Consider the following 16,953-nt stretch of genomic DNA (forward strand, 5'->3'; position numbering starts at 1 on the left):
TAAGCGGCCCAGCGCATTTACAGCTAGCACTATTTATAGGTTCGCCGGTTATGGGTTCGCCCGAGGCAAGGCCGATCGCCCGCAGGTCGCGAGCCTCAATGCTCCGGTTCGAGCAGCCGGTAATGGGCGGCGAGCGCGATGGCATGGAAGCGGTTGCGCGCGCCAAGCTTTCGCGTCGCCGCGTTGAGGTGCAGCGTTGCGGTAGGCACCGCGCGGCCAATCTCACGCGCGACCTGCTTGGCCGTCAGTCCGGCAGCGGCCAGGCGCAGGCACTGACGTTCGCGCGACGTCAGATGGACATGTTGGCAGGTGCGGATTCCGGCGTCGAAACCGGCGTAGGCGGAGTCATGCAGCAGATGACCCAGATCTCCGATCTCGGCGATCAAGGGTCTGGCTTGGAGCTCGAACCCGGCCTCCGGATCGGCACGGATCGCGGTGAAGGTGGCGAGATCGCCGCCGGCAAGGCGAATGGGTACGGTGACGCCGCAGGTCATCCTGGTGTCAAGCAAATAGCTGACCACAGGATCGTGCTTGGACTGGAGCACGCGCTGCATGACGGTGCTCTGAACGCCGCTGTGCGACCAGAGAAACGGTCTCGATACGGTGAGCGCGGCCTCCTGCACCGGGTCAAGCTGATAATATCCGCCCTTGCACCAGAGATCCTGCATATCGCGCGGCACGTTGCGCAGAGCCATCAACGAGGGCGTGATCAGCTCGCCCTTGTGACTGACCGGCACGGGCGTATAGTCGTAGATGAATGCGGTGAAACCGATGGGCTCCAGCACCTCCGTTGCCACCGCCATGGCAGCGTCGATGCTCATTCCGGTTTGGAACCGGCTCTCTAGATCGCCTGGAAGGCTTTGCATCGGGCAAGCTTACCCGCTGATGATTGCTTGTCAAATAGCCATGTCGGCCGGCTGCTCAACAAATAGGCGGGGATAAGCCTGTCCGACCCTATCTATCTTAATAGCTATCCCGTCCGGCTTCGCTCGCCGTAGTCTTTTGCGATTGGGCCAAGTAGCGGACACCGTTCGCAAACCCAGACTGTTTCAGTCGCGCAATGGTCGATCGACCGGGTTCAGCGCGGCAAAAGCCGACACGCCTCCATGAGGGAACAAATATGCGACCCCAAAAAGCATTTGCAGCGTTGATACCCTGCCTGGCTCTGCTCGGCGTGACCATGATGTCGCCGGCAAGCAGTGCCTTGGCCACCGAGGGCAAGCCAGGCGGCACACTCCGACTGCTGGCCAATGCCGCGGCAGGTACCGCCGATCCGCACATCAACTACACGCTGCAGTATTTCCAGATCAATTATGTCCTCTACGATGGCCTGGTGACCTACAAGAAGGCCGGGGACAAGACCGGCTTCGAAGTCGTCGCGGACCTGGCGGAAAGCCTCCCGCAGGTCGAGAACGGCGGCAAGACCTACGTCTTCAAGCTGCGCAAGGGCATCAAATTCGCGGATGGCTCGGATGTCACCACGAAGGACGTGGTGGCTTCGTTCCAACGCATCTTCAAGATCAGCGGGCCGACGGCCGGGACCTTCTACAAAGGCATCGTCGGCGCGGATGCATGCTTGAAGGTCCCCGCTGCATGCACCCTCGAAGGTGGCCTGTCGGTCGACGATGCGGCCGGAAGCATTACCTTCAACCTGGTCCAGCCGGATGCCGAGTTCCTGCAGAAGCTGGCCGTTCCACACGCGTCGATCCTGCCGGCGAGCGCGCCGCTGAAGGACGCCGGCACCGATCCGATCCCGGGTACCGGACCGTACATGATCGCCAGCTACGACCCCAACAAGCTAATGAAGATTGTGCGCAATCCTCACTTCAAGGAATGGAGCAAGGAAGCGCAGCCGGCCGGATATCCGGACGAGATCGACTATGAATTCGGCCTTACCGACGAGGCGGCGGTGACGGCGGTCGAGAATGGCCAGGCGGACTGGATGTTCGACCCACCGCCGTCCGACCGTCTCGCCGAACTCGGCACCAAATATGCCGCGCAGGTCACGGTTCACCCGCTGACGGCAATGTGGTATGCGCCGATGAACACCAATCTGGCGCCGTTCAACGACATCCGCGTTCGCCAAGCCGTGAACTTCGCGATCGACCGCGCCGCGATCGTCAAGCTGTTCGGCGGCAGCAATCTGGCGCAGCCGGCCTGTCAGATCCTGCCGCCGGGCTTCCCGTCATTCGCAGCCTATTGCCCTTTCACCGCCAATCCAGGTGAGAAGTGGTCGGCGCCGGATATGGACAAGGCCAAGCAATTGGTCGCGGAATCGGGAACCGCAGGTCAGGAGGTGACGATCATCACCGAGGACACCACGGTCTCCAAGGCGATCGGCGTCTACCTGCAGGATGTGCTCAACCAGCTTGGCTACAAGACGTCGGTCAAGCCGATCTCGCAGAACATACAGTTCACCTACATCCAGAACACCAATAACAAGGTGCAGATTTCGATCTCGCAATGGTTCCAGGATTACCCGGCGCCATCGAATTTCCTGCAGGTCTTGTTCAGCTGTGCCTCGTTTACGCCGGGCTCCGACGCCTCGGTCAATATTTCGGGGTTCTGCGACAAGTCGATCGACGCATCGATGGACGAGGCAGAGGCAGCCACCATCGCCGATCCGGCCAAGGGCGCGACACTCTGGACCGCCATCGACAAGGCTGTGACGGACAAGGCTCCGGTCGCTGTCCTGTTCACGCCAAAGCGCGTCGATGTGATCTCTTCCAGGCTGAAGAACTTCACCTTCAGCCCGCAATTCTACTGGATTGTCAGCCAGTCCTGGGTGGAATAGCCGACCGGAGCCAATGCGACGGAGTGCCGCTGGCTCTCCGTCGCATTTCCTTTTCCGGCGGATCAGCACATCTTCCAGGCCGCGATTTTTCCCAGGCAATCCTGTTCATGGTCAATGTCATTGCGGACCAGCCTGCCATCCCGGTTCGCCGGGCCACCGATGGCCCGTGGCGCACCGCTTGGCGCAAGCTGAAAGGCGATCGTTCGGCAATATCTGCCTTCGCCGTGCTCGTCGTCATCGTGATCGCCTCGCTCGCGGCGCCGCTTTATGCGCGATACGTCTCCGGCACCGATCCATTTGTGACCAATCTCAATGGCGAGATCGTCGTCGATGGGGTGACCCAGCCGGTGCTGCAGCCCTCCACCGAAGGCCTTGGCCTCGGCATGACGCCGGTCGGGCCGACCTGGCGCATCGGCCCCTATATGCTCGGTGCCGACAACCAGGGCCGTGACGTCGCGGCGCGGCTGCTCTACGGCGGACGGGATTCGCTGTTGATCTCGGGTGCTGCAGCCGTGCTGTGCCTTGTCCTCGCGACATTCCTGGGGGTCGTTTCCGGCTTCTTCGGCGGCATCGTCGACATCGGCCTGTCGCGCATTCTCGACGTGCTCTGGGCTTTTCCGATTTTCCTGTTGGCGATTTCGTTGTCGATCGTGCTGATTGCGCAGAGTATCCAGATCGGTCCGTTCGAAATCCGCTCCGGCAGCCTGTGGCTACCGGTCTTCATCATCGGCATCGTCTATGTGCCCTATGTGGCGCGGCCGATCCGCGGCCATGTCCTGACCTTAATGCATGCCGAATTCGTCACCGCTGCGATCGGCCTTGGCGCATCGCCCTGGCGCATCCTTTTGCGCGACATCATGCCCAATGTGGTGACCCGCATCATCGTTTTCGTGCCGTTGATCCTGGCGCTCAACATGATGACGGAATCCTCGCTGTCGTTCCTGTCGATCGGCGTGCAGCCGCCGGATGCCAGCTGGGGCACGATCATCCAGGACGGCCAGGGCCTGCTCTATTCGCGGCCGGTCGTGGCACTGGCGCCGGGGCTAGCCATTGTGATCACGGTGCTGGCCCTAAACATTCTGGGCGACGGCGTGCGCGACGCGCTCGATCCGAAATCCTCGCCGAGGGGCGTCTAGTGGTTGCCGCGCTCGGCTTCCGGCTTGGCCAGATGGTGCTGGTTATGTTCGGTATCAGCGTCGTCGCTTTCCTGATCTTCTTTGCGACGCCTGGCGCTGATCCATCGGCGCGCATTGCCGGCCGCAATGCTTCGCAAGAGACGCTGATCCAGGTGCGCCACGATTTCGGTCTCGACCGGCCATTGCCGGTGCAATATGGGCTGATGATGAACCGGCTTTTCGTCAGCCGCGATCTCACCTCCTTCGTCAATCGCGGGCAGCGCGTCATCCCGACCGTGATAAGCGCCATTCCCGTGACGCTGTCGCTGGTCGGCGGCGCGGCAGTGCTGTGGGTGCTCGGCGGATTGATCGTCGGTGTGATCGCAGGCGCAACGCGCGGTACATTCATTGATCGCGCGCTGATGATCCTGAGCCTGGTAGGCGTGTCGATCCCGGTCTTCTGGCTGGGCGAGGTCGCCAACCTGCTGACGCAAAGCCGCTGGCACGACAGCTGGCTGTTTTCCTGGGTTCCTCCGCTCGGCTACATCCCCCTGACCGAGAATCCCTGGGGCTGGTTCAAGGCGCTCGTCATTCCGTGGTTCACGCTGGCAACCCTTTATGTCGGCCTCTACGGCCGGGTGCTGCGGGCAAGCCTGATCGAGATGATGCAGGAGGATTTCATCCGCACCGCCCGAGCCAAGGGGATCGGCGAGCGGCGGGTGGTGCTGCATCATGGCCTCAGGACCTCGCTGGTCGCATTTGTTACCATGTTCGGCCTCGACTTCGGTGCCCTGGTCGGTGGCGGCGCGCTGCTGACCGAAGTGGTCTTCGGACTGCAGGGCGTCGGAAAACTGACCTACGAGGCGCTGCAGACGCTCGATCTGCCGATGATCCTTGCCACGGTGATCTACGCCGCCTTCTTCGTGGTGATGGCAAACTTCGTCGTCGACGTGGTCTTCGTCTTCATCGACCCGAGGGCTCGCGATGTCGGCTGATGCTCCTCTTCTGGTGGTCAAGGACCTCACCGTCTCCTTCCGCAGCGACGAGGGCCTGGTGCGCGCGGTGGGAGGTGTTTCGTTCTCCGTCGAGCAGCGCGAGATCGTCGGTGTGGTCGGCGAATCCGGTTCGGGCAAAAGCCAGACCTTGCTCGCCATTATGGGGTTGATCGACAGCCCCAACGCTATCGTCTCCGGTTCCATCCGTTTCATGGGACAGGAGCTGATCGGGCTCAAGCGGCGTGCGCTCGATGCCATTCGCGGCCGCCAGATCGCGATGATCTTCCAGGATCCGATGTCTGCGCTCACCCCGGTGCATACGATCGGCAACCAGATCGGCGAGCAGGTCCGCGCGCATGAAAAAGTGTCGGCGAAAGCGGCACGGGCGAGGGCCGTGCAATTGCTGGATGCGGTCGGCATCGCAAATCCGGATCGGGTCATCGACAGCTACCCGCACCAGCTTTCCGGAGGTATGCGCCAGCGCGCGGTGATTGCCATGGCGCTCTCGTGCAACCCGGCGCTGCTCGTCGCGGATGAACCGACTACAGCCCTCGATGTTACCGTGCAGGCGCAGATCCTCGAACTGATCGGACGATTGCGCGACCAGTTCGGTTCCGCTGTGATCCTGGTCACGCACGATCTTGGCGTCGTCGCCGAAGTCGCGGACCGGGTACTGGTGATGTATGGCGGACGCTTTGTCGAGGAGGGCGGCAAGAGCAGCGTGTTCCGGGCGCCGCTGCATCCCTACACATGGGGCTTGTTCGGCTCGATCCCGCCGATGGAGGGACCACGTTCAGCCCGGCTCGCTGCCATTCCGGGAATTCCGCCGTCGCTCTCCAACCTGCCGAAAGGCTGCGCCTTCAGCCCCCGCTGCGCCTTTCGCCATGACGCCTGTTTGGTTCAACTGCCGATCATGCAAGGCGAGAGGCATCGCGCCGCGTGCCTGTTGCCGGAGCCTACGCGCAGACAATTCGCTGCCCAGAGGCCTGGCGGCGTGGTGGAGATGCAACGATGAATGCCATGCCACGCGAACGTCCGCTGCTTCGTGCCGGCGACCTGTCGAAGCGCTATAGCGTCGGCCGCTCGATCTTCCCGGCGCAGCGCCGGACCGTGCATGCGGTTGATACGGTGTCGCTCGACATCTGGCCCGGGGAGACCCTCGGCATCGTCGGCGAGTCCGGTTGCGGCAAATCCACGCTTGGCCGGTGTCTGGTGCGTCTGACCGAAATCAGCTCGGGGTCGCTGGAATTCGAGGGCCGCGACATCAGCGACGCCTCCCAGCGCCAGCTTCGTCCGTTGCGGCGGCAGATGCAGATGGTCTTTCAGGATCCCAGCGCTTCGCTCAATCCGCGCCGGCGGGTCGGCGATCTGCTGGCCGATCCGTTCCGCATCCATGAACGCCTCTCGGCATCGGAAATGGCGGACCGCGTGGCCGAGCTCCTGCGCCGGGTCGACTTGTCGCCCCAGCACGCATCGCGCTACCCGCACGAATTCTCCGGCGGCCAGCGCCAGCGTATCGGCATCGCCCGCGCGCTGGCGCTGCGGCCACGGCTGATCGTGGCCGACGAGCCGGTCTCGGCGCTCGACGTGTCGATCCAGGCGCAGATCGTCAATCTGCTCGCCGACCTGCGCGAGGAGTACAACCTGACTTATGTGTTCATCGCTCACGACCTTTCCGTGGTGCGTCAGATCTCGAGCCGTGTGGCGGTGATGTATCTGGGATCGATCGTGGAGAGCGGACCGACCGACGAGGTCTTTGCGGCGCCCAGACATCATTACACCGCGGCGCTGCGTTCCGCCGTGCCGATACCCAGCATCGACCGGGCGCGGCGCGGCCGGCTGGTGCTCAAGGGTGACCTGCCCAGCCCGATGAGCCCACCCTCAGGGTGCCGGTTCCACACCCGTTGCCCAGCTGCCACCCCGATCTGCCGCAGCGACCGTCCGCTTCTCCAAAGCATTGGCGAGGGCCGCCTGGTTGCTTGCCATCATCCAGCCGGCGGTTGACGAGGGAATTCTCGTTCAGCGATATCGGATCAGGACCGTTCAGCCGTAATCGTCGCTTCGGCGAGAATAGAGGCCGATCTGGACGCCGCACGATCCGACGCTATGACGATGATCTTCGGAATACCCGTTCAGGCGTTCCTCGGCCAATTGCTGGTCGGCCTCATCAACGGCTCGTTCTACGCAATGTTGAGCCTGGGCCTGGCTGTCATATTCGGCCTGATGCGCGTCATCAATTTTGCCCACGGCGCGCTCTATATGCTCGGCGCCTTCGTCGGGTACCTGCTTCTCACCCGGTTTGGCATCGGCTACTGGCCGGCTCTGATCCTGTCGCCGCTGATCGTCGGCGGCTTCAGCGTCGTGGTCGAGCGCCTGGCGCTGTCGAGGCTTTACGACATCGACCCGCTCTACGGGCTGCTTTTCACCTTTGGCCTCGCGCTCGTGCTCGAAGGGGTGTTCCGTTACTACTATGGCGTATCGGGAAGTCCTTATTCCGTGCCGCCGCTGCTCTCCGGGGGAACCAATCTCGGCTTCATGTTCCTGCCTAATTACCGCGGCTGGGTGGTGGTCGCCTCGATGATCGTCTGTTTCGGCACCTGGGCGCTGATCGAGAAGACCAGGCTGGGCTCCTATCTGCGCGCGGCGACGGAGAACCCCGGCCTGGTGCAGGCTTTCGGCGTCAACGTGCCGTTGCTGCTGACCCTTACCTACGGCCTCGGCGCCGCTCTTGCCGGGCTTGCGGGGGTTCTCGCCGCGCCGATCTATCAGGTGAGCCCGCTGATGGGATCTGACCTCATCATCGTCGTCTTCGCCGTCGTCGTGGTCGGCGGCATGGGATCGATCCTCGGGGCGATCGTCACCGGTTACATGCTTGGCCTCGCCGAAGGCCTGACCAAGGTCTTCTATCCCGAAGCCTCCAATCTGGTGGTCTTCGTCATCATGGCAATCGTGCTTCTGGTCCGGCCAGCCGGCCTGTTCGGAAGGGATGCCTGAGATGGCCGAACTGACACTTCGCGAGACGCGTGCCAAGAATTCGGCACGGCTTGAATGGGCGCTGGTCGGGCTCGGCATCCTGGCGCTGCTGGTGGCGCCTTTCTTCGTCTATCCGATCTTCCTGATGAAGATGCTGTGCTTTGCGATGTTTGCCTGCGCGTTCAACCTTCTGCTCGGCTACACCGGGCTGTTGTCCTTCGGCCATGCGACATTCTTCGGCGGGGCGGCCTATTTCACCGCATACGCGGTCAAGGTCTGGGGCTGGCCGCCGGAAGCGGGCATCCTGCTCGGTGTCCTGGGAGCTGCGCTGCTCGGCCTTGTGATGGGCTTCTTTGCCATCCGCCGGCAAGGCATCTATTTCGCCATGATCACGCTGGCGCTGTCGCAGATGTTCTTCTTCTTTTGCGTGCAGGCGCCGTTCACCGGAGGTGAGGACGGCATCCAGGGCATGCCGCGCGGCAGGCTGCTTGGAATGCTCGACCTGAACGTCTCGATGAACATCTATTATTTCGTGCTGGCGGTCTTCCTGATCGGCGTGTTCGCCATCTGGCGCATCATCAACTCGCCTTTCGGCATGATCCTGCGTTCCATCCGGGAAAACGAGAGCTGGGCCATTTCGCTGGGCTATTCCGTCGCCAACTACAAGCTGGCGGCTTTCGTCATGTCGGCAACATTGGCCGGGCTGGCCGGCGCGCTCAAGGCGATCGTTTTTCAGTTTGTCACGCTCACCGACGTCACCTGGCAGATGTCGGGCGAGGTGATCCTGATGACGCTCCTCGGCGGCATCGGCACCATGGCCGGGCCGATCATCGGCGCCAGTCTGGTCGTCGGCCTGGAAAACACGCTCGCCACCTCGAACTTTCCGGTGACCATCGCCACCGGCCTGACCTTCATGGTCTGCGTGCTGGTTTTCCGGCGCGGTATTGTCGGCGAGGTCTTTGCGCGGTTTCTCGGGCCAAAGGGTGACGCGAAAGACTGAACGGCTCAGTTCCGCCTCGCTAGGCGATGCGCAAGCCTTGCGCGTCGAGAAGCACGCAGCCCAGCGGGTCGAAGCAGACATCGACCGCTTCGCCTTCACGCAGCGGCTGGCCGTCGATCAACGTGTTGGCGCGCACCAGCGTGCCGGCGCCGATGTCGATCTCGTAGACCGCATTGCCGCCGAGATAGGAGGTCGAGACGATCCGTCCCGCCAGCCTGTTGGTAGCACCGGCGGTACCGACGGTAAGCTTCTGCGGGCGAACGACGACGGTGACCGCGCTGCCGGTCGCGAGCGCCTTCGGCGCGGCCGCCTTTACGACATGGCCGCTGGCCAGCGCGATCGTCGCCATCTTGCCGTCCATCACTGTCACGCTGCCGGGCAGCATGTTGGCCTTGCCCAGGAAATTGGCGACGAATGCGGTGGCCGGCTGGTCATAGACCTGCGCGGGAGAGCCGATCTGCTCGATCAGGCCGGCGTTCATCACGACAATGTGGTCGGACATCGACAAGGCTTCTTCCTGGTCGTGCGTCACGAAGATAGCGGTGATGCCCGTCTCCCTCTGGATTTTCTTGATCTCGACGCGCATGTCCTCGCGCATATTGGCGTCGAGCGCCGACAAGGGCTCGTCCAGCAGCAGCACTTCCGGCTCGAAGACGATGGCGCGGGCCAGTGCGATGCGTTGCTGCTGGCCGCCCGAGAGCTGCGACGGCAGCTTTGTCTCACTGCCGGGCAGCCGCACCATATCCAGCGCCTTCTTGACCCGGCGCACGATTTCCGGTTTCGGCACGTTTCGGTATTTCAGGCCGAATGCGACGTTGTCGAAGACGTTCTTGTGCGGAAAGAGCGCGTAGTTCTGGAACACCAGACCAATGTTGCGCTTATAGATCGGGATGTCGTCGACCCGCTTTCCGCCGATCGAGATCTGGCCACCGGAGATGTCGACCAGGCCCGCGATCGATCGCAGGATCGTCGTCTTGCCGCACCCGGACGGCCCCAGCAAGGTGACGAAACTACCCTTGCGGATCGCCAGTGAAAAATCGCGCACAGCGGCGAACTTGCCGTAAAAAATATCGATGTCGCGAAACTCGACCGCAGGCTTTTCTATAGGTTGCTGCCTCTCGCTCTGGGCGAGCGGGTCGCCATCAGCCCCGGCCGAAGCCGGCCGGGGCTGCTGGTCGTGGCTGTTGTCGTCATGCACCTTTCGACACCCTGTCCCATTGCTTGGTCCAGGCGTCTTCGTTCTTCGCCCAGTAGAGCGGATCGGCGAAGGTCAGCGATTTCATCGATCCGGTCGGGTCGAAGGCCGGAAGCGCCGCGATCCTGTCGGTCAGCTTCACCTTGGTCGGGTCAAGCGACGGCGGATAGTTCTGGCCCTCGGCGACGGCGATCGAGGTGGCCGGATCCAGCATGAAGTTGATCAGCTCCTCGCATTCGGCCATGGGCGATCCCTTGAGCACTAGCATGTCCTCCATCCATGCGTATGAGCCGGCAGGATCGAGATAGCCGATCGGCTGGCCCTGCTGCTGCAGGGCGGCGACACGTCCTGACCAGGCGTCAGTGACGACGATCTCGTTTCGCGACAGGAGGTCCATGAGTTCCGCGCCGGAACTCCAGAACTTCTTGGCCAGGTCGCGGGTCTCGCGAACCTTGGCCCAGACGACGTCCATGTCCTGGATGTTGTTGGGGTCCTGTTTCGTCTGCAGCGCCGCATACCAGACGCGCGTCGTCATATCGGCGTAGCCGCCGATCTTGCCGGCATATTTCTTGTCGGTAAGCAGGTTGGCGCCCTTTTCCTTGGCTTCCTGCGGCGAGATGACCTTGTTGTTGTAGGCGATGCCGGTGGTGCCGTAATCATATGGCACTGCCGACAGCTTCGGCGTGATCTTGCGGAACGGCTCGATCATGGCGGTCAGCACATTCGCCATGTTCGGAATGTTCGCCTCATTGATCTCCGAATTGAAACCGCCATTGACGTATTTGATGTAGTAGTTGACGCCGGAAGAATGGACGATCTGGAAGTCGCCTGGTTTCGACGTCTTGATCTTGGTGATGATCTCGTTCTCGTCGCCAAAGGTGCCCTGGACGACCTTGACCTTGGACTTGGCGGTGTAAGGCTGGAACGCGTACTTATCGATCGCCTCCTGCACCACGCCGCCCCATCCGTCGAAGCGCACTTCCGAAACCGCGGCCAGCGCCCGTCCCATCCAGGGCATGGAAAGCCCGGTGGCGGCGGCAGCGGCGGCCGTCAGCGTCAGGAATGATCGCCGGCTGATGTCGCCATTGGCATAGCGTTCGTTGAGCCGTTCCAGTCGTTTGGCGGTTGTCAGTTTCATTTCCATTCTCCCATTTTCATCTTCACTTGCCTGCCTTGAACCAGGTGAGGCTTTGCAGGATGAGCCCGCCAGCCAAGGGAATGCCGACCGTCAAAAGGATCATGACGGTTCCGAGCGCGTTCACCTCAGGGCTGATCGAGATCTTCAGCATCGAAAGGATTTGCGTCGGCATGGTCTCGACGCCCGCCGGCCGCCAGAACAGGCTGGCCGAGGTGTTGTCGAACGAAATGGTGAAAGCGAGCAGAACACTGGCAAGCACTGCGGGAATGAGCAGCGGCAGCGTGATTTCGCGGAATGTCGACACACGCGGCGCCCCGAGCGAAAGCGCCGCCTCCTCATAGGAACGCTTTATGCCGATCATGCGCGCCTGGACGATCAGCACCACGTAGGGGAGCGTGAGCAGAATGTGGCCGAGCACCAGCAGCGTCATGCTGCGCGGCTGGTCGACGGCTTTGATCATGACCAGCAGGCCGACGCCGAGTATCGTTTCGGGGACCAGCGCGGGAAGAATGACAAGCGTGTTGATCGCCTGCTTGCCACGGAACTCGAAGCGCACCAGCGCCAATGCCGCCATGATGCCGAGCAGCGTCGTCACCGTTGCCGTCACCAGGGCAATCCACATCGATGTCCGGAAGGCGTCGAGAACCGGCTCGTTGGTGAGCAGCTTTTCGTACCATCGCAGGCTGAAGCCGGTGAGGGGAAAGCCGCCGAACATCGAGGCGTTGAAGGAAAGCACGACCGTGGCGAGGATCGGCGCAAACATGAAGACGTAGACGCACACCGTGATCGCGCCGGTCAGCCGCCACGCCCATCTGCCTTCGCGATCGGGATGATCCGCTCTCATGCACTGAGGCCCTTCATGATCTGCGATAGGCCCATATAGCGGCTGTAGGCGGCCGCGGCCGCGCCGAGCAGAACGAACAGGACGATGGAAAGCGTGGCGCCCATCGGCCAATTGAGCTGCCCCATGATGGTGTCGTAGATCAAGTTGCCGAACAGCGCATCGCGGCTGCCGCCGAGCAGCTGCGGCGTCACATAGGAGCCGGCCGCCAGCACGAAGCAGAGCAGCAGCCCGGCGCCCAGCCCCGGCATCGATAGCGGCAGGGTCACTTCGCGAAACGCCTGCGCGCTGGTACAGCCCATCGAGCGGGCGGCGGCGATCAGCGTGCGGTCGATGCTTTCCAGGCTGACATAGACGTTCAGGATCATATAGGGCAGCAGAAAATGCAGCAGCCCCATGATGACGGCGCCCTCGGTGTAGAGCATTGGCAACGGTTCGTTGATAACCCCCAGCCTGATGAGCACGACGTTGATCAGCCCCTGTTCGCCGAGAATATGGATCCACGAGAATGTCCGGATGGTGAAGCTGATCCAGAACGGCACGATGAGCAGCAGCAACAACAGCCATTTGTGCCTGAAGGTCGTGGCCCAGATGAAATAGGCGGGGAAATAGCCAAGGATCGCGCAGATCACAGCGGTGATGGCGCCGACGCGAACGGTCTTCCAAAGAAAACCGTGATAGTAGCTGTCGGTGAGGAATTCCTTCCAGTTGTCGAAGGTCAGCACCGCCGACTCCACCCCCGCGGTGACGAAGGTGAAAAACGTGTAGACCGTCATCATCGCGATCGGCAGCAGCAGAAGCAGGGTAAGCAGTAAAAGCACAGGCGCGACGAGAACCCAGGCCAGTCGCTGATCGTATAATTTCCACCCTTTGGTCACGACCCGTCCAACCACTTTATGTGCAAGCCGCCATCACCGGGCTCGGCTCCGGACTAGATTGGGCGATCGGCGTTCAGGTGTCCACTCTGCATATGGCTCCTGCACAAATTCTGTGCAGGGCCACCGCGCGACCCTCGCCCTGCCGGATTCAACAAATTGCCCGGCGTTCCGCCTGCATGTTGATTAAATCAGATATCCCGATATACAGGGTAATTTCGGATATAGATTTTACATGGGCCGGACAATTTCATGAGTCGCAATTTTCTGGTGATTGAACCTGAGGAAGGCATTGCCGTGCTCAAGGGGCTTGCCTCCTCGGCGCGGATCTCGATGCTGAAACTGCTGCATGAGAAGGGGCCGATGAATGTCAACGAAATCGCCGCCGTGCTGTCGCTTCCGCAGTCGACCGTCTCGACCAACATCCAGGTGCTGGAGGATGCGGGGTTGATCCGCACCGAGAACCTGAAGGCGAAGAAAGGCAGTCAGAAAATCTGTTATCCGATGGCCGAAGAAGTGCTCGTCGTGTTCAAGAGCGAATATCGTGCGGTCAAGAACGACGCGATCGAAGTGTCGATGCCGATCGGGCTTTATACCGGCTTCGAGGTTACCGCGCCCTGCGGCCTTTGTTCGCCAGACGGCATCATCGGTCTGCTCGATGTTCCCAACACTTTCCTCGATCCGGACCGCATGAAAGCTGGTCTGCTATGGTTCACGCGCGGTTTTGTCGAATACCAGTTCCCCAACAATGCCAAGCTCGCCAATGCCGAGATCACCGGACTCGAAGTTGCGATAGAGCTGTCTTCGGAAGTGCCGGGTACCAGCGCCGATTGGCCCTCGGACATCACGCTGACGATCAATGGCGTCGATGTCGGCACCTGGACGTCGCCGGGGGATTTCGGCGACAAGCGCGGCGTCTTCACGCCCTCCTGGTGGAAGCTCAAGGGCTCGCAATACGGTAAGCTGAAGAACTGGCGAATTGCCAATGACGGCACCCATGTCGACGGCCTCAGGATTTCCGAAACCGGCCTCGCCGCACTCGATCTGAAGAGCCATCATTCAATCCGCGTCCGTATCGGCGTCAAGGACGACGCCAAGCGCCCCGGCGGGATCAATATTTTCGGCAAGGGCTTTGGAAATTACGATCAGGACATCCTGCTCAGGATCAAAACCGGTTGATATCATGAAACCGGGTTCTGAAGATAACGCAGCAATTTCAACTATCTGGCTTTCTGCTGTGCCAAAGCGTTCGTCTAATTGTCCTACATTTGGGTATTTTGGCTTGACGAAGGGCTACCAATTCCTCTTTGATATCGGGCAAGATGATTTAAATCATCGTTTGTGATATCGATGGGAGGAATGCATGAAGGCAGCCGTTACGGCTCATCCGCATTATGTCGTCTCGGAAATCGATCCGAGGCTCTACGGATCCTTCATCGAGCATCTGGGGCGGGCAGTTTACACCGGCATCTATGAGCCCGGCCATCCGACAGCGGATGCCAACGGCATGCGTCAAGACGTCATCGATCTCGTCAGGGAACTCAATGTTCCGATCGTCCGCTATCCCGGCGGCAATTTCGTCTCGGCCTACAATTGGGAAGACGGCATTGGCCCCAAGGAACAGCGCCCAGTGCGCCTCGACCTCGCCTGGCACACATCGGAAAGCAACGAAGTCGGCCTGCATGAATTTGCCGATTGGTGCAGCTCCGCCAACACCGAGATGATGCTTGCCGTCAATCTCGGCTCGCGCGGCCTCGATGAAGCCCGCAACCTGCTGGAGTACGCCAACCATCCCGGCGGCAGCAAATGGAGCGACAGGCGCATCGCCAACGGCCGCAAGGAGCCGTTCGACGTCAAGCTCTGGTGCCTCGGCAATGAAATGGATGGCCCTTGGCAGATCGGCCACAAGACCGCGGACGAGTATGGCCGGCTGGCGCATGAGACGGCCAAGGCCATGCGCGCCTTCTCCAAGTCACTCGAGCTGGTGGTCTGCGGCTCTTCGAATGCCAAGATGCCGACCTACCCTGAATGGGAAGCGACGGTTCTCGACCATACCTACAACGAGGTCGACTACATCTCGCTGCACATGTATTTCGACAACGAAGCCAACGACGCTCCGAACTATCTCGCCATGAGCGAAAAGCTCGACGACTACATTGTCTCGGTCGCCGGCGTCATCGAGTATATCAAGGCCAAGAAGCGCTCCAACAAGCAGGTCTACATCTCGTTCGACGAATGGAACGTCTGGTACCATTCCAAGGAGCAGGACAGGAAGATACTCGGCGGCAGCAACGGCTGGCCGTTCGCCCCGCCGTTGCTCGAAGACATCTATAATTTCGAGGATGTGCTGCAGGTCGGCCTGATCCTCAACACCTTCATCCGCCGTTCCGATGTCGTCAAGATCGCCTGCCTGGCACAACTGGTCAATGTCATCGCGCCGATCATGACCGTTCCGAATGGCCCGGCATGGCGACAGACGATTTTTTATCCCTATCTGTTTGCTTCTAACTATGGTCGCGGCAATGCGCTGGATCTCAAGGTGGAAAGCCCGACCTACAAATCCAGCGTTGCGGGCGACGTCGCCTATGTCGATGTTGCCGGCGTGCACGACAGGCAAACCGGCCACGTCACCTTCTTCGCCGTCAACCGCCATTCGAGCGAGGCAATCGAAACAGTGGTCGACCTCACCGGCTTCGGCGCGGCGGAGATCGTCGATCACCAGGTGATGGCACACGCCGATCTGAAAGCCGTCAATTCGGCCGAAAACCCTGGCAATGTCGGCCTCAGGAAGGGTGAGGGCGCCTCGCTCGCCGGCGGCAAGCTGAGCCTGTCACTGCCGGCCTATTCCTACCAGGTCATACGCCTGAGGCTCTGAGTTCAGGCGGATCATCGAGAAAGCGCAAACGCTGAGGAGGAGCGTCGACGTGACGGCCGATATCGAGATCAGGAACGTGAGCAAGCAGTTCGGTGCCATGACGGTGCTGGATCATCTGTCGCTCTCCATAAGGGCACGCGAATTCATCGTGTTCCTGGGCCCGTCCGGCTGCGGAAAATCGACGCTTCTTCGAATGATTGCCGGGCTCGAAGCTGTCGATAGCGGCGAGATTGCCATCAACAACGAGCGCATCGATCATCTGCCACCGGGCAAGCGCGGCATTGCCATGGTGTTCCAGTCCTATGCGCTTTATCCGCATATGACGGTGCGCGACAACATGGCCTTCGGGCTTGCGAATATCGGCGTACCAGGCAAGGTCATCGAGGCGCGCATCAACGAAGCCGCCCGCATCCTCGAAATGCCGCATCTGCTCGATCGCAAGCCGGGCCAGCTCTCCGGCGGCCAGCGCCAGCGCGTCGCCATCGGCCGTGCGATCGTCAAGGAGCCGAAGGCCTTTCTGTTCGACGAGCCGCTTTCCAATCTCGATGCGGCGTTGCGCACCCGCACCCGCATCGAGCTTGCCCAGCTTCACCAGCGGCTGCAATCGACGATGATCTTCGTCACTCATGACCAGGTCGAGGCAATGACGCTGGCCGACCGCATCGTCGTCATGAACAATCGCAAGATCGACCAGATCGGTACCCCGATGGAGATCTACGAACGCCCGGCGACCAAATTCGTCGCGGGTTTCGTCGGCGCGCCGGCGATGAACTTCGTCGATGCGACGCTTGACAGATCGGGCAAGAACGCCACGGCCAGATTTGCGGACGGCATATCGGTGCAGACCGAGATCGCCGCCAGCCAATTGACCGATGGCAAGTATACTTTCGGTATCCGCTCGGAAGACGTGCGCATCGTTGCGGCCGGACAGGGCAATGCCGACGGCGTCGTCGATGTGCTCGAGCGCCTCGGCGAACGCACCCTGATCTACGCGCGGCTGGGCGATGGCCAGCAGATCGTCGGCTCGGATGCCGGCAACAGCCGCGTCGCCGTCGGCGACAGAATCGGGCTTGCCTTTGACGGCCAGAAATCGCATCTGTTCAACGAGACCGGCCGCGCCTGGCATGCGAGAGAGGCCTGAGATGGCTGACC

Annotated in this window: 15 protein-coding genes; 10 read left to right on the top strand and 5 right to left on the bottom strand. The window is 61.3% G+C overall.

Going from position 1 to position 16,953, the window contains the following annotated elements; genetic code table 11:
* Nucleotides 1-95: 95 nt before the first annotated feature.
* On the bottom strand, nucleotides 96-821 hold the full coding sequence (locus NKH16_RS22780; RefSeq protein ID WP_352501376.1) for a LuxR family transcriptional regulator: 726 nt from the start codon (nucleotides 819-821) through the stop codon (nucleotides 96-98).
* 299 nt (nucleotides 822-1,120) lie between these two features.
* Between NKH16_RS22780 and NKH16_RS22785 the strand changes: the two genes are divergently transcribed.
* From NKH16_RS22785 to NKH16_RS22815, 7 genes are all read left to right on the top strand, one after another.
* Nucleotides 1,121-2,794, top strand: coding sequence for an ABC transporter substrate-binding protein (locus tag NKH16_RS22785; RefSeq protein ID WP_352877464.1), 1,674 nt, complete (start codon nucleotides 1,121-1,123; stop codon nucleotides 2,792-2,794).
* A gap of 107 nt (nucleotides 2,795-2,901) precedes the next feature.
* Nucleotides 2,902-3,930 carry an ABC transporter permease gene (locus NKH16_RS22790; RefSeq protein WP_352449667.1) on the top strand — a complete coding sequence of 343 codons (1,029 nt, stop codon included), beginning with the start codon at nucleotides 2,902-2,904 and terminating at the stop codon, nucleotides 3,928-3,930.
* Complete coding sequence (locus tag NKH16_RS22795; protein ID WP_023675638.1) at nucleotides 3,930-4,904, top strand: ABC transporter permease; 975 nt, start codon at nucleotides 3,930-3,932, stop codon at nucleotides 4,902-4,904. Before NKH16_RS22790 ends, NKH16_RS22795 begins: the two co-directional genes overlap by 1 nt.
* Nucleotides 4,894-5,919: an ABC transporter ATP-binding protein gene (locus NKH16_RS22800; protein WP_352449666.1), complete on the top strand. Its 1,026-nt coding sequence runs from the start codon at nucleotides 4,894-4,896 to the stop codon at nucleotides 5,917-5,919. Before NKH16_RS22795 ends, NKH16_RS22800 begins: the two co-directional genes overlap by 11 nt.
* Nucleotides 5,916-6,908 carry an ABC transporter ATP-binding protein gene (locus tag NKH16_RS22805; RefSeq protein WP_352449665.1) on the top strand — a complete coding sequence of 331 codons (993 nt, stop codon included), beginning with the start codon at nucleotides 5,916-5,918 and terminating at the stop codon, nucleotides 6,906-6,908. The genes NKH16_RS22800 and NKH16_RS22805 overlap by 4 nt, the downstream gene beginning before the upstream one ends.
* A 102-nt stretch (nucleotides 6,909-7,010) precedes the next feature.
* Nucleotides 7,011-7,898: a branched-chain amino acid ABC transporter permease gene (locus NKH16_RS22810; protein WP_352746181.1), complete on the top strand. Its 888-nt coding sequence runs from the start codon at nucleotides 7,011-7,013 to the stop codon at nucleotides 7,896-7,898.
* 1 nt (nucleotide 7,899) lies between these two features.
* A complete protein-coding gene (locus tag NKH16_RS22815) occupies nucleotides 7,900-8,877 on the top strand; it encodes a branched-chain amino acid ABC transporter permease (protein WP_352746178.1) in 978 nt (325 codons plus the stop codon).
* 19 nt (nucleotides 8,878-8,896) lie between these two features.
* Here the strand turns inward: NKH16_RS22815 and NKH16_RS22820 are convergent, their stop codons facing one another.
* The 4 genes from NKH16_RS22820 to NKH16_RS22835 are packed head-to-tail and all read right to left on the bottom strand — an operon-like array spanning nucleotide 8,897 to nucleotide 12,929.
* Entirely contained in the window at nucleotides 8,897-10,075 is a 1,179-nt protein-coding gene (locus NKH16_RS22820) for an ABC transporter ATP-binding protein (protein WP_352746176.1), read from the bottom strand.
* Nucleotides 10,068-11,210, bottom strand: a complete 1,143-nt coding sequence (locus NKH16_RS22825) for an extracellular solute-binding protein (RefSeq protein ID WP_352746173.1) — start codon at nucleotides 11,208-11,210, stop codon at nucleotides 10,068-10,070. Before NKH16_RS22825 ends, NKH16_RS22820 begins: the two co-directional genes overlap by 8 nt.
* A gap of 22 nt (nucleotides 11,211-11,232) precedes the next feature.
* Nucleotides 11,233-12,054, bottom strand: a complete 822-nt coding sequence (locus tag NKH16_RS22830; RefSeq protein WP_352746172.1) for an ABC transporter permease — start codon at nucleotides 12,052-12,054, stop codon at nucleotides 11,233-11,235.
* Nucleotides 12,051-12,929, bottom strand: a complete 879-nt coding sequence (locus NKH16_RS22835; protein WP_023675645.1) for an ABC transporter permease — start codon at nucleotides 12,927-12,929, stop codon at nucleotides 12,051-12,053. The genes NKH16_RS22830 and NKH16_RS22835 overlap by 4 nt, the downstream gene beginning before the upstream one ends.
* A gap of 249 nt (nucleotides 12,930-13,178) precedes the next feature.
* Here NKH16_RS22835 and NKH16_RS22840 point away from each other — a divergent pair, with 249 nt between their 5' ends.
* The 3 genes from NKH16_RS22840 (at nucleotide 13,179) to NKH16_RS22850 (ending at nucleotide 16,942) form a co-directional block, all read left to right on the top strand.
* Nucleotides 13,179-14,105 (top strand): ArsR/SmtB family transcription factor, encoded by a 927-nt coding sequence (locus NKH16_RS22840; protein WP_352449660.1) that lies wholly within the window; start codon nucleotides 13,179-13,181, stop codon nucleotides 14,103-14,105.
* 184 nt (nucleotides 14,106-14,289) lie between these two features.
* Nucleotides 14,290-15,801 carry an arabinosylfuranosidase ArfA gene (arfA, locus tag NKH16_RS22845; protein WP_352746168.1) on the top strand — a complete coding sequence of 504 codons (1,512 nt, stop codon included), beginning with the start codon at nucleotides 14,290-14,292 and terminating at the stop codon, nucleotides 15,799-15,801.
* A gap of 49 nt (nucleotides 15,802-15,850) precedes the next feature.
* Nucleotides 15,851-16,942 (top strand): ABC transporter ATP-binding protein, encoded by a 1,092-nt coding sequence (locus NKH16_RS22850; protein WP_352746165.1) that lies wholly within the window; start codon nucleotides 15,851-15,853, stop codon nucleotides 16,940-16,942.
* Nucleotides 16,943-16,953: the final 11 nt, after the last annotated feature.

The sequence above is a fragment of the Mesorhizobium sp. M1307 genome, assembly GCF_040318155.1.
In the GTDB taxonomy this organism is placed as follows: domain Bacteria; phylum Pseudomonadota; class Alphaproteobacteria; order Rhizobiales; family Rhizobiaceae; genus Mesorhizobium.

What these genes read in the sequence shown, in the direction of transcription:
- NKH16_RS22790 (WP_352449667.1), top strand. Translation starts at nt 2,902, where the DNA reads ATGGTCAATGTCATTGCGGACCAGCCTGCCATCCCGGTTCGCCGGGCC.
- NKH16_RS22785 (WP_352877464.1), top strand. Translation starts at nt 1,121, where the DNA reads ATGCGACCCCAAAAAGCATTTGCAGCGTTGATACCCTGCCTGGCTCTG.
- NKH16_RS22800 (WP_352449666.1), top strand. Translation starts at nt 4,894, where the DNA reads ATGTCGGCTGATGCTCCTCTTCTGGTGGTCAAGGACCTCACCGTCTCC.
- NKH16_RS22810 (WP_352746181.1), top strand. Translation starts at nt 7,011, where the DNA reads ATGACGATGATCTTCGGAATACCCGTTCAGGCGTTCCTCGGCCAATTG.
- NKH16_RS22825 (WP_352746173.1), bottom strand. Translation starts at nt 11,210, where the DNA reads ATGAAACTGACAACCGCCAAACGACTGGAACGGCTCAACGAACGCTAT.
- NKH16_RS22805 (WP_352449665.1), top strand. Translation starts at nt 5,916, where the DNA reads ATGAATGCCATGCCACGCGAACGTCCGCTGCTTCGTGCCGGCGACCTG.
- NKH16_RS22780 (WP_352501376.1), bottom strand. Translation starts at nt 821, where the DNA reads ATGAGCATCGACGCTGCCATGGCGGTGGCAACGGAGGTGCTGGAGCCC.
- arfA (WP_352746168.1), top strand. Translation starts at nt 14,290, where the DNA reads ATGAAGGCAGCCGTTACGGCTCATCCGCATTATGTCGTCTCGGAAATC.
- NKH16_RS22840 (WP_352449660.1), top strand. Translation starts at nt 13,179, where the DNA reads ATGAGTCGCAATTTTCTGGTGATTGAACCTGAGGAAGGCATTGCCGTG.
- NKH16_RS22815 (WP_352746178.1), top strand. Translation starts at nt 7,900, where the DNA reads ATGGCCGAACTGACACTTCGCGAGACGCGTGCCAAGAATTCGGCACGG.
- NKH16_RS22830 (WP_352746172.1), bottom strand. Translation starts at nt 12,054, where the DNA reads ATGAGAGCGGATCATCCCGATCGCGAAGGCAGATGGGCGTGGCGGCTG.